This is a genomic window from Cupriavidus sp. 05N39 (assembly GCF_056397325.1).
In genome coordinates this window covers 1-11,450 of sequence record NZ_JBFTNE010000157.1, presented here as the reverse complement: position 1 = coordinate 11,450, position 11,450 = coordinate 1, and the positions used below count along the sequence as shown (strand labels likewise).

Below are 11,450 nucleotides of genomic sequence, written 5' to 3'. Positions count from 1 at the left end.
CCGAACTGTGGATCGCCGATCGCAACTTCAGCACCCGGGCGATTCTTGCCGGGTGGCAGCGTCGCGGCAGCGCCTTCATCGTGCGGGAGCACGGCCGCAATCCGAGCCCCAGCGAGCTGGAGCCGTTACGCGAAATGGGCCGGGTCGAAACCGGCATCGTGTACGAGCAAGCGGTCAGCATCCCAGATGAATCGAACGCGCCGCTGGTGCTGCGGCGCATCGAGCTGCATCTGGATGGCGCCACCAAGGATGGTGACACCGTCATCCGCCTGCTGACCAATGTCCCGGCCGCCCATCTGACGGCCGAGGCCGTCGCCCGGCTATACCGGCGACGCTGGAGCATAGAGAATATGTTTCAGCGGCTGGAATCGGTGCTCAACAGTGAGATTCGTTCGTTGAGCCAACCGCGCGCGGCGCTGCTGGCCTTCGGCGTGGCGGCGCTCGCGTATAACGTACTGAGCGTGATTGCGACTGCGACTGCGGTGAGAATCCGGCATGAGCTGGATACCAGCGACATCGATCTCTCACCGTATTACCTCGCCAGCGAAATCCGGGCAACTTATGCCGGCATGATGATCGCGGTGCCGCCCGAGGTGTGGCAGGCCTATGACCTCCTCACCCCAGCTCAGCTCGGTCGCGAGTTGATCAAGATGGCGACGCACGTTGATCCCCGCGCGATGCGCAAACATACGCGGGGACCGAAAGCGCCGAAGAAGAAAGGCTATGTGGCCGGATGCGTAGCACGGCGGCACGTTTCTACCGCCCGTGTCATCAAGGCTGGACGTGTCGTCTAATCACCTTGAAAGGGGTGGGTCTTATGCCCCAGACGTGCCTCATCCTGACGCACAAAGGCGGCCGCTACGAGCTGAGCGTCAAACGCCGGACGAACGAAGCCGGCGAGCAAGTCAATTACCTGGCTGCCGACAGCTTGCAAAGCTATGTGACGGGCCTCTATCGAGCGGCTGGACTCAGGAGCGGATATAGCAGCCACTCTGGGAGGAGAACGTTTGCCAGCCGGCTTCTCGCGCAGGGGCACTCGCTCGATACCGTCCAACTGCTGCTCGGCCACTCCCACTTTTATCATATCTCCCCCTATCTGGAAGTCACCAAACGCGACTTCCGGGAGGCGTGCGCCGCTCTCGATCCCCTCTTTTATGGGGGTTGACGATAATCCCCGTTGGGGATATACGTGACCAGGGAAATTGGACCTTATACATTGGGATAAATGGGATCAAAGCAGAAGCTCTATCCGGCCACCCAGCAGGACTTACTTCGTGGGGCAATGAACCAGCTCGGGATGACGCGCGAAGAGTTCGCGGCACGCCTCAGCGTGTCCAAGCGAACGCTCGACAAGTGGCTCTTACCGAGTGAGTCCTCTGATTTCCGAGGCTTGCCAGAGATGGGCCGCGCATACATCCAGGAAATTCTGGCGTGGCACCACAATTCAAACTCAGTTTCAGGCTTGGTTCGATAGGACGTAAAAGACAACAACAAGAAGGTGAGCGCATATGGTTTGGAATAGGAACCAAAACAGTGGCCCCGGAGAGGGTCTCACGCCGCCGCCGGCACCGACGTAGATAGAGAAGCCGGTAGCTAGACTGGACCCGCGTGCAGAATGTGATCGCTTCCGCGCCACACTGCTGGCCCAGTCGGGCGCAAGCCCGACTTGGGGGACAACGCAGTATGCGATAGCCGAAGCGTGGCAGGGGGGCCGTGCGGGCTGCATCGCAACGTGAACACCGAGAAAAAACCATGAAAAAGAAGATTTTGATCTGTGTTTTGTTAGCGTTGGCAGGGTGCGATAGACAATCAGCTCACTTTCCAGATGGTGTCGTTGGCATTCTTCATGTTGATAGCGGCACTGATTACGTATTCCGGAGCACGCCTACCGAGATCGGCGGCGCATGTGTTGGATGGAACACCGTATCGATTCAGCGCCCAGGTCAGGATTCGACTGGCAAAACCAATTTGATGTGCTGGAAAGACGAGAGCGGCACTTTGCACACAGCAACAGAGCGCGGGGAAAGCCCCACCGTTGGCCCCATGTCTTCTGTTACCACGCCTTACTAGACGATATCGCTAAGGGTTTCGGGTATCAGGCTATGGCGTTTTACCAAGGAAAAACCGAGGCAGGAGAGCCAACATGCAACCGGGTTTCATGAGAACTGTTTTGGCAACGTTCGTTGTTTCGACTGCCCTCCTATCTTCTGGCTGCGCGATCGAGCGAGCGCAGACTGCCACAGCGGCACGATCGGCAATGATCGGCATGTCAAAGGGCGAGGTACTGGCCTGCATGGGAGTGCCGCAGACGAAAGCCGCCGAAAGCAATGTCGAAGTGTGGAGCTACGCATCTGGAAACGGACGAAGCGACACTTACTCGAATGGGTATTCGACAACCAACGCGGCGGCTGCGGGAGTCTCCCAAAGCACGCGCGTAGGGAACACCACGTATGGCGCGGCTGCCGTAGCAGGCAATAGTGACACGAGCAGCTTTGGATTTGCAACGCGCCGGAGCAGATCATGCACCGTCAACGTAGTGATGACGGACGGCAAGGTGTCACGGATGAATTACTCGGGGCCGACGGGCGGTGTGCTAACCCGAGGCGAACAGTGTGCATACGCCGTCGAGAACTGCCTGAAGTAATCGAAAAAGGAAAAAAAATGCTCGAACGCCTCTACGAATTTTTCCTCACCAAGCCTGTTCGTATCTTAGTTTTCGGAAAGGCAGTTCTGTCGTGTGGCTTCGCCTTGCTAATCGCTGGGATGTTCGGTGGCATCGCCACCACCTCAGTAAATTCCATCAAGAGCGTAGGTGGGCGTCAGGTAGCGAACGCAACTCTGGCGGAAGCCTACCCGGCATTTCCAACGTGGTGGATTCCAGAAACCGCTCTCGGCTACATCATTGCTGTGCTGTTGATATGCTCTGGCGTTGCAATTTGTGTCAGCGGYAAAAGATTGATTCGCGTGTTGGGTGACTGATCGCGTTGAAGTAGAAAAATAGGAAAAACTCATGAACGCATCAAGACAGGTTCCGGTACGCTCGGCCCCTGGGAGCAACGTGAGCTTGACTATGCCCGCACGACACAGCGCGCCGGATGGTTGCGACTCGCTCTCACGGCCGCCGAAAAGGCGCTCCTGGTCAGCCAACTGCCACCGGCCGAGTACGCGGCCGGCGCGAACTACGGCCAGCCTGTCGCTTAACGGAAAAGATCACCCTTCAAGACGAACCAGACTCATGCAAATCAAAGCCAGCCTCGTGGTCACCATTGCCTGCCTTGTCCTCGCCGCCTGTCATGAACGTTCTGTGCAGCCTGCCAAGGTCAACTCGGCGTCGTCTGCCGAGGTTAGCCCCGCCGCCACACCGACGCAACCGCAGGAGCCGGCGTATCGCCCCGTCGATCTCAAAGCTAGCGATCTCGATCTACAGCGAGTCAGTCTGCCGCCCGATGAGGTAAGGGATGCCCTGATGCGGTTCAATCCTTGGAAAGGCAAATTTGAAAGCGACGCCGCCTTTGCCAAACGCATGAGGGAGGTTGGTGGCGAACGACTGCTCGATGGGATCAAGATTGGCGACATAGTGGCTTTTCGTATTTCCAAGGCGTCGTTTCAGTATGATGCCAACAAGCAAGAGTGGCGTTACATTGTCAACCCGGCAAGTGTGGGGAGCCGCTTCAGCTACGTAGCTGTCTACGACGACATCCGGCCGTCAAGCGAGTTCTCCAGCTACCGCGACTACTTCGCCAAAAGGGGGATGGACATCACGTTCCGAAAGCAAATTCTCGTAGAAGTGCCGGCCCTCAAAGGCTACAGCGAGATGCAAGGCTTTCTGAAAGCGGGGCAAAGCCAGGCTCGTGATCTGGAAGACTCCATGACGGTGCTTCTGATCGGGAGGATTGAGCCCGCTCGAATTACCCTAAATAGTTACGAGTTCCCTTCGCGCCCGGACGACCACGACATGGTCTTCAAAGATGCACTTGGCTTCAAGCTTGAAGGTGTTTGGCTGGTGGACACACGCAATGGCCACGTTCTCTCCAAGTCATGGAAGGCTCGCAGGGTAGCTTAGCGGTCCGGCCACACCTAGGAAAAGCCGGCATTGCCGGCACATGGTAATACTCAACGTTTGAATGGAGACAATCTATGGCGACAACCATGTACTTTGAAGAAACGATATGCGACCAGGGTAACAAACAGTCGCTGGAAGTTGAACTGGGTCGTTCATCATATTACCCAGAGGACAGTATTTATCTTATCGTGGATGGCAAAACCGTAATAATGGATCGCGCCACTGCCAAACGCTTCGTGGACGCTGTCGTCGCGGTCGGTCATTACCACGGCTTGATTGATTAGCGGCGGGCACGACGCGCGGTCATTCTCTGGCGGTGCTCGAAGCAGGCGAAGGGCTAGGAAATGAATAAAGCGTTCTTGACGAGTCACGACAACGCAGAGAAACCATGGACAAGGACCAGCTTGACGCGGTAGCGGAACCGATCAACGAGCATTGGGCGGAGCAAATGGGCGAGGACGCTCGACCGTTTGTCGAGCCCATTTGGCACGGTTCGATTCTTCCATCTTTGAAGGTGAACGCGCTTGCCGAAAAATGGACCGCCGAGCAGTTCCGCGAGCGATGCATACGCGCCTTGAGGGCAACGGTTGACTTGTTTTACGCCCTGCACATCAATGCAGGTTCCAACTACACGCAGGCGAACGAGAAGCCACGGTATTATTGGGCGCACCAGAACTTCAACATCCTTCGCGCTAATGATGCGACGCGCGGGATGAGCATCCAGAAAGACGAGATGCTGCGTGTCGCGGCTGAATACCTGAGCCATGCCGAAATTCGAACCAATAAATTCGATTGGCTGCTGCTCGATGCAATCGTGTTCGCGGAGCTCGACGCATTTTCCTACCATGTCTCCGGCTTTGCGGTAACGTTCGCTAACGGCAACCCGGCCAAATACTTTGTGCTAGTGATCCTGTTCAAGGTGATCGGCCTTGCCCTGGGATACTTGTTGTTGCCCGCGATCGCATACTTCGCATTTAGCAGGGGGCACGAGACGACAGGTTGGTCCATTGCTGGATTGTGGGTGGTATCGGTCGTGTGGTCGCTCATCGGACTGTCATTTCGATGGAGGACGCGTCGCAAGAACAAGGCTCTCCTGAACCGAATGCTCGACGTGTATCGACTCCTCGGTGACAGCACGATTTCGCCCCGACTCCTGAAGGATAGTCTGGACGGGGCAGCGACGGAGGGTGTGGTGCTTGACGGCGCCGTTTTCAGCATTGTGGACAGGATCATCGCCAGCGACGCGACGGCATTTGTTCCCAGCCAGATCGGATAAACAAAAATGAATCGCGAATCCCTGTACGGCATGAACCCATAGGAAAAGGACATCGGCGTGAGCGAAGATTTGACATTCTCATTGAGCCAGATCGAGGCGATCGCAGACTCTCTTGGCGATACCGCTGACGGTCTGACGGGGACCGAGATTGGGCTGCTGCTCGACAATGCCAGGATCGCTGACGTCGCCCCCGGCATCACGAAACGCAAGCGTCTGCTTAATGCGTTCGTCAACTCGCAGAATCAACTTGGGCATCGCAAGCACATTCTGGCTTTCATCCGGTTCGCCATGAAGCCCGAGCGATATGCACGCAGCCCAGAGCGATTCGAGCCCATGCGGGCGAACCTCAACCGTGGTCTCGTGTTCGCCGGGCTTCAGGTCGAGGAAAGCGGCGAGCTCGTGTCGAGCGAACGAGCGTCGACACTCCCCGATGCGATCCGCAGGGCGAACGACCTGAGGGCGGATCTTACGGGCCGAGGCGTGCATCCGGACATACTGGCGTTTTGCCGCGCAGAGCTGGTCGGGGATAACTATTTCCACGCGGTGCTGGAGGCGACGAAAAGCGTCGCCGCGAAGCCTCGCGACAGGACGGGCCCAACGGACGACGGCGCGGCGCTGGTCGACCGTGCGCTTGGCGGAAATCCTCCCATGCTGGCGATCAACGCGCTGGCCGACGAAAGCCAGTTGAGCGAGCAGCGAGGCTTTGCCAATTTGGTAAAGGGCGTGTTTGGGATGTTCCGGAACACCACTGCACACGCGCCTAGGGTGCTCTGGAGCATGACTAGGAGCGATGCCGAGGATCTGCTAAGCGTGGCTTCGCTGATTCATCGCCGACTGGACGCGGCCGTGATGCCCGCGCGAGTATAGGAAAAGAAGTGGATCAGCATCCCGATGAAGTTGGTCGGCGGTCAGGTTCGCGTCATGTGAATAGGAAATAACTTTTGACAGGAGCGCTTCATGGCATTTGTGCCGCTCGTACTTTTTTTGGTTCTCATGGCGTGGTTTATCAGAAGGGCGTCTTCAGGCAGTACCAGCAAAAAATTTAGACGCCTAGGCGACTTGACAGGCAAGACGCGAACCGAAATTGTGAAAGCTGTRGGGCGCCCGACGTCTGTGTCGAGTGTGCCGAAGGGTACGTTACTCCAATGGCAGGCACGCGGCTACCACATCGCGATTCGTTTCGATGAGGACGGTGTTTTTGACGGCATAGCACATGAGTTTGGACGATAGAAAAAGCTCGGGCCAGGGGCCAACCGGTCGCTGRCATCAGTGGAGAGAGAATCTATGTCGAAGCAACGAAAGTTTACGGCCACGGTCAAGGAGCCTGCCAATCACGCCACGGCCACCGGGTATGGTTTTGCTATCCATCTCGAAGATTTGGATAGCAACCCGAGCTTTTCCGGCCATCGCTTGGCAATCGAATTGCAACCAGAAACGACCGCCGAGCAAGCTGACGAACTCGCGCGGCAATTGAACCGGCTCGGCGTGTCCGTCACGCTGAAGTAGGAGAGGCCGGTTCTGCCGGCGCACATTGAACGGAGTCAATCGCGGCTGAAGCGTCGGCGTAGAATGCATCAAATACAAGGGAGAAGAGAAATGAGCTTCGAAAGCTTGATGAGGGACCGCGTCTCAGTCCTGAAGGCTGATGGCAGCCGCACCGACGACTTGCCCGCAAATGTGACTAGCACGAAGATCTCCATCCATCGTAGCCAACCGCTAATCGAGCCGGGTGATTTGGTCCTGCGCAAGTCATCAAACGGTGCTGAGGAGACATATCGGGTCATCGACCCGAACTTTCGCGAAGCCTTCCACGGCATCCCCGCGCGATACGAGTTGAAAGTTCAAAAGCTCGGCCTTCCAGAAGCTCGGAGCGCTGTGCAGTCGATCACCTATAACGTAACGGGAAGCAATGCTCGTATCAACCATCATTCGATCGACAACTCGACAAACACGGTAGTTGGAAATTCTAGCGTCGGCGAGCAACTGGCAGCGCTTCGCGAAGCTGTGTGCTCCTTGCGCCTACCACCAGGAAAGCAACAGGAAGCCATCGAGATCGCGGACGCCGTCGGTGCGCAGTTCGCCGGGGGGGCTCCAAAGCGCTCGATCATATCTGCACTGCTGGTAGCGCTCCCCCAGGCCGCAAACGTTGCGACGATTGCAAGTRCAATCCTCGCATTTGCGCAGTAGGGCATCGACATCGTTTTGCTAGGTAAAGACGGTGCCCCGCGTGGAAGCTGATCGAACGCAGGTACTCACGCGAATAGAGGCGTTTCTGTCTGAATTACGTGACGTAAAGGAATAGAACAGTCATGGCAAAGGTCTTGTACGGTCTCGCAGCGTTTTGCTTAATCATTGGGGTGATTGACGTGTCAGGTGGCTCACCAGGCTCTCAAAGAGCATTGGAGGCCGGGATCTTGCTTTTGCTGACGCCAGYGCTTGGTATCGCCGGTTTTGCAGTATCTCGAGCATCGACCAAGAGTTGCGCGCATTGCGCGGAGCGCATACGAAAGCACGCCATCAAGTGCAAACACTGTGGCAGCAGGATCGCCTAACACCATGGAAAAGCAAGATGGATCCATCCGATGTTATTGAAGTATTGAAGGCTGCTGAGGCAGCAGGGTGTAGCTTCTACGTGAGTGTGCCAGCCTTGGGAGGCACGAGGACAGCCGCACTGACACCGGAGCAGGTGACTCGGTTCGGGTCGGACAAGCAAACAGTATTTGCGCAGGTCATGGGCCTCACCGTTCCTGAATACGTCGAGTGGTATGAATCGCAAGGTTCGGTGTATTGCTCAGCTCGGACACGGCAAGGGCGCCAATGTCGAAACTTCATTGCCGGCGGGACGGGCCTTGACCCGGAGCAATGGAAGTCCCTCCGAGGGGTGGGCGGCTATTGTTCGACTCACGGCGAATAGGAAAAGTACCTGGCGCGCGAGCGTCCCGCACCGGCCGGTAGCCGGCTCTTGAAACGGAAAACGCGTATGGACCTCGAACAATACACCCGAATGATTGCTGCGATTAATGCTCAGCTTGAGGCGATCGCAGATATTACCCATAGCCAGGCGTGGGCAGGTTGCGCAGATGAATCGAACCCTCATTTCGAAGCCCTCATGCTTCAGCACAAGCGCTTGACTGACTTGTCCGCCAAGCTGACCAATCAGGCTGCGCAAGCACTGGGCATCCGTTGATTGGGCAGTCRCTCCGTCACCTCGCGTACTACGGTAAGAAGGTCGGGAAAGTATATGTCGAACGTCCGAGAGGTTCCGGAGTCCGGTGACCAAATAGAAGCGCTTTGCACGGGAGCGCCCCGCGATCGGCACGTAAGCGATCGGATAGCCATAAGGGTGAAATTGTGATGTCTGTTAGTAGGTCCTCTGTATTCGTTGGTTTGCTGATCGGGCTGTTCATGTCCGCAGAAGCAGCCGAGGGACTTAGCGCGGGGGAGCTTTCCATCCGATGCACCAACGGCCAGGCCATTAAAGACGGGAAGGTGGCCAATCCGCTGGACTCGGCGCTCTGCACTATTACCCTTGCCGCTTACAGGGATGGCTACGTCAACGGTACGTTCAAGGGCGCAATGGCGCCATACCTGCACGATCCTGACGTGTCAGTTGGAGTCAACGGCGTAGCAGACCTTCGGCGCCGCATTGGTCCGGTCTTGGCCACGTCGCGCTGCGGGCTAGACGGAAAAGGCGATTCCCCGGTCAACCGGTTGCGCACCGCCTTCCAGGCTTATGTTTCTGAGCATCCCGATGTCAGCGGTCAGCACTACGGAACTGTCCTGCAGAATGTCATCGATGAGAAGCTGTGCAACAAGTAGGAAAAGAACATGAGACGCACTTTGGTCCATGGTGTGCCCACGGAGGCCACTCCGAAGGCAAAAGGTATATGCGTCAACCCCCTGTGTGCGAGCGAGATGATCGCTCGATGCGGCAGGGTGAAGGGTATGGCACTGGGCTCATAAGGGCCGCCCACCGTGTGATCCATGGTACGAATCCGAGACGCAGTGGCATCGCGATTGGAAGGACAAATTTCCCTCGGAGTGGCAGGAGGTTGTGCATCAGGACTCTGTCACGAGCGAGACGCATGTTGCAGACGTTAAGAACCCGTTCGGCTTGGTCATCGAGTTTCAACATTCCCCGATAGCACCAGAGGAGATGCGATCGCGTGAAGCGTTCTATAAAGAGGTGATTTGGGTCGTGGATGGCCTACGTGGAGACTTGGATCTTTCTTTTTTCCGTATGGGGCTGAGCGGGCCGATCCAGCAGTCTCCCTTGGCATACCAAGTCCAGTGGCTAGGACGCGGCCAGTTGTTAAGAAATTGGGCGGAAGCAAAAGCAAAGGTTTACCTTGATTTCGGTGAGAACGTACTGTGGAGATTGGTCCTATACGACGCGGAGCGAAAGATAGGCGTTGTAGGACCTGTACTGCGTGACGCCTTTATTCGCGATTGCCTAACGGGAAAAGCCATTCATGTAACGGAGAACGGTCCGCAGTTGCCGGCACCACTGATTCAAGTCAAGGGATAGGAAAAGCAGGCCGACGCCCGCGCACAGGTAAACAATTACCGCCACGAACGATAGGGGACTCGAAATGGCACATTCGGAACCGGCAACGCTGGAGGAAGCTCGCAATATCGCTGCTAGGTTGAAAGCAGCGCTTCCTGAGGCCGTGGATGCTGTCAGTCAGGGCATTGATCACAAGACCGTGTTCTACATGCTTGTTGCGCGGGAGTCTTTGCTGCATCGCGTATCCGGGCTTGCGGACGACGCACTATCTTTGATCGATGCCGGCCGACACCTCAGTGCTGCAATTCTCACGAGATCAATGCTCGAGTCGGCCGCGGTACTGGGGTTCTTGTTGCGTAGTTTGGAAGCGTTCGAACGATCGGGCGACGTGCCAGCCTTGTATAAACGGGTTGCGATGGTCGTGGTTGGGGCAGGCACCGGGACCGAAGGAAGCCCCGCTTCCGTCCACGTCTTGGACGCAATTAGAGAGGCAGATAAGCGGTTACCCGTTCCCGGTTTGTACCGCTTATACGAAAACTTGAGCGAATTCGCGCACCCGAACTGGAGCGGCTTGCTCGGCACCTTCGGTACCCATGAAGGCCCTTTGCATGCAATTTCAAGCACGGTCACGGTCGAGGAGGACGGCGTTTCGTATGAGGCGACGTACACCGTTAGTTCCAAAGTCGTTACGGTCAATTCATTCTATGGCTCCAGTTCGACTCAAGTCGGGGGATCTCCGGCCCACTCGGTCGCCCGCATGCTGTTCCGCGAAATCTTGAGGGGCGCAAAAGCACGAGGCGAGCTGTAAGGGAACGGAAAAGGCAATGTCGGACTCCCGCGCGTGCGCCGGCTGGCTGGCCACGGTTGGCCACCGTCATCCTGGCGTGCGCCGGGCTACCTGCCTGGCAGATGAGTGACTTTGAGAACGGGAAAGTGGGTGATGGAGCGGAATACATCCAGACATAAGCGAGCCGATTTCACGCCCGGAGTAAAGGACTCGCTCGCGAGCGCGGCTAATCACCACTGTGTACGGCCAGGCTGCAATCGGCTCACACACGTGTTCGACATCACCACGAGAAAATACGTTCATTTTGGCGCCGCAGCGCATGATGCGGCAGCTTCGGAGGGTGGTCCGCGCCCAGACCATACGATGACCCGGGCGCAACTTCGGGCCTACGATAATGGTGCGTGGCTTTGCATGGGCTGCGCAACGCTCGTGGACGTGCTGTCGGCGCGGTTCCCACCCGGCACGCTGAAGAAGTGGCAGTACGACGCCCATCAGCACTTGGTGAACGTGGCACTCCATCCGATGCCCGCTGCCAATATTCCGTGGCCCACGTCCGTGTCCAACACAAGAAGCTTCTGTGCGCGCCTCCGCAAGGTCGCGCCACAGATGGACTATAGGCGCGTAGTCGCCTTCCCGGACAGTGTGATGTCACTGCTCGAACAACTGGTGCGCGACTGTAACGGGCTGCAAGCGGGCGATCACCCGCTGAGCTCACTGTATGCGCATACAGTGAATGTTCAATTGCGGGTGACGGATGCGCTGCGAGAGATCGTAAAGTACATCCGGGCGGGCGGCGATGGCTGGCACCGTGCATGGC

14 protein-coding genes and 1 pseudogene are annotated in these 11,450 nt (G+C 57.1%); all 15 read left to right on the top strand.

Annotated features, from left to right (window positions below; translation table 11 throughout):
- Positions 1 to 794: transposase (locus tag AC1DN0_RS38420; protein ID WP_477104755.1), on the top strand; the 794-nt coding region annotated here is incomplete at its 5' end.
- 23 nt (positions 795 to 817) lie between these two features.
- Positions 818 to 1,165, top strand: a complete 348-nt coding sequence (locus AC1DN0_RS38415; RefSeq protein WP_477104754.1) for a tyrosine-type recombinase/integrase — start codon at positions 818 to 820, stop codon at positions 1,163 to 1,165.
- Positions 1,166 to 1,752: 587 nt separating this feature from the next.
- The gene (locus AC1DN0_RS38410; protein WP_477104753.1) at positions 1,753 to 2,070 is read left to right on the top strand and encodes a hypothetical protein; all 318 of its coding nucleotides are present in this window, start codon (positions 1,753 to 1,755) and stop codon (positions 2,068 to 2,070) included.
- 591 nt (positions 2,071 to 2,661) lie between these two features.
- Positions 2,662 to 2,979, top strand: coding sequence for a hypothetical protein (locus tag AC1DN0_RS38405; protein ID WP_477104752.1), 318 nt, complete (start codon positions 2,662 to 2,664; stop codon positions 2,977 to 2,979).
- A 256-nt stretch (positions 2,980 to 3,235) separates the two neighbouring features.
- Positions 3,236 to 4,063: a hypothetical protein gene (locus AC1DN0_RS38400; RefSeq protein WP_477143345.1), complete on the top strand. Its 828-nt coding sequence runs from the start codon at positions 3,236 to 3,238 to the stop codon at positions 4,061 to 4,063.
- 74 nt (positions 4,064 to 4,137) lie between these two features.
- Positions 4,138 to 4,347, top strand: coding sequence for a hypothetical protein (locus AC1DN0_RS38395; RefSeq protein WP_477103843.1), 210 nt, complete (start codon positions 4,138 to 4,140; stop codon positions 4,345 to 4,347).
- Positions 4,348 to 4,451: 104 nt separating this feature from the next.
- Positions 4,452 to 5,339 (top strand): hypothetical protein, encoded by an 888-nt coding sequence (locus tag AC1DN0_RS38390; RefSeq protein ID WP_477103842.1) that lies wholly within the window; start codon positions 4,452 to 4,454, stop codon positions 5,337 to 5,339.
- A 57-nt stretch (positions 5,340 to 5,396) separates the two neighbouring features.
- Positions 5,397 to 6,206, top strand: coding sequence for a TIGR02391 family protein (locus AC1DN0_RS38385; protein WP_477103841.1), 810 nt, complete (start codon positions 5,397 to 5,399; stop codon positions 6,204 to 6,206).
- A gap of 417 nt (positions 6,207 to 6,623) precedes the next feature.
- Entirely contained in the window at positions 6,624 to 6,845 is a 222-nt protein-coding gene (locus AC1DN0_RS38380) for a hypothetical protein (RefSeq protein WP_477103840.1), read from the top strand.
- A gap of 90 nt (positions 6,846 to 6,935) precedes the next feature.
- A complete protein-coding gene (locus tag AC1DN0_RS38375; protein WP_477146486.1) occupies positions 6,936 to 7,526 on the top strand; it encodes a hypothetical protein in 591 nt (196 codons plus the stop codon).
- Positions 7,527 to 8,319: 793 nt separating this feature from the next.
- Positions 8,320 to 8,526, top strand: a complete 207-nt coding sequence (locus AC1DN0_RS38370) for a hypothetical protein (RefSeq protein ID WP_477103838.1) — start codon at positions 8,320 to 8,322, stop codon at positions 8,524 to 8,526.
- 218 nt (positions 8,527 to 8,744) lie between these two features.
- The gene (locus AC1DN0_RS38365) at positions 8,745 to 9,158 is read left to right on the top strand and encodes a hypothetical protein (protein ID WP_477103837.1); all 414 of its coding nucleotides are present in this window, start codon (positions 8,745 to 8,747) and stop codon (positions 9,156 to 9,158) included.
- A gap of 235 nt (positions 9,159 to 9,393) precedes the next feature.
- The gene (locus AC1DN0_RS38360) at positions 9,394 to 9,867 is read left to right on the top strand and encodes a hypothetical protein (RefSeq protein ID WP_477143343.1); all 474 of its coding nucleotides are present in this window, start codon (positions 9,394 to 9,396) and stop codon (positions 9,865 to 9,867) included.
- A gap of 64 nt (positions 9,868 to 9,931) precedes the next feature.
- On the top strand, positions 9,932 to 10,654 hold the full coding sequence (locus AC1DN0_RS38355) for a hypothetical protein (protein WP_477103819.1): 723 nt from the start codon (positions 9,932 to 9,934) through the stop codon (positions 10,652 to 10,654).
- A gap of 249 nt (positions 10,655 to 10,903) precedes the next feature.
- Positions 10,904 to 11,450, top strand: a pseudogene (locus tag AC1DN0_RS38350) (hypothetical protein); the annotation flags it as partial.

What these genes read in the sequence shown, in the direction of transcription:
- AC1DN0_RS38415 (WP_477104754.1), top strand. Translation starts at nt 818, where the DNA reads ATGCCCCAGACGTGCCTCATCCTGACGCACAAAGGCGGCCGCTACGAG.
- AC1DN0_RS38410 (WP_477104753.1), top strand. Translation starts at nt 1,753, where the DNA reads ATGAAAAAGAAGATTTTGATCTGTGTTTTGTTAGCGTTGGCAGGGTGC.
- AC1DN0_RS38400 (WP_477143345.1), top strand. Translation starts at nt 3,236, where the DNA reads ATGCAAATCAAAGCCAGCCTCGTGGTCACCATTGCCTGCCTTGTCCTC.
- AC1DN0_RS38395 (WP_477103843.1), top strand. Translation starts at nt 4,138, where the DNA reads ATGGCGACAACCATGTACTTTGAAGAAACGATATGCGACCAGGGTAAC.
- AC1DN0_RS38390 (WP_477103842.1), top strand. Translation starts at nt 4,452, where the DNA reads ATGGACAAGGACCAGCTTGACGCGGTAGCGGAACCGATCAACGAGCAT.
- AC1DN0_RS38380 (WP_477103840.1), top strand. Translation starts at nt 6,624, where the DNA reads ATGTCGAAGCAACGAAAGTTTACGGCCACGGTCAAGGAGCCTGCCAAT.
- AC1DN0_RS38370 (WP_477103838.1), top strand. Translation starts at nt 8,320, where the DNA reads ATGGACCTCGAACAATACACCCGAATGATTGCTGCGATTAATGCTCAG.
- AC1DN0_RS38365 (WP_477103837.1), top strand. Translation starts at nt 8,745, where the DNA reads ATGTCCGCAGAAGCAGCCGAGGGACTTAGCGCGGGGGAGCTTTCCATC.
- AC1DN0_RS38355 (WP_477103819.1), top strand. Translation starts at nt 9,932, where the DNA reads ATGGCACATTCGGAACCGGCAACGCTGGAGGAAGCTCGCAATATCGCT.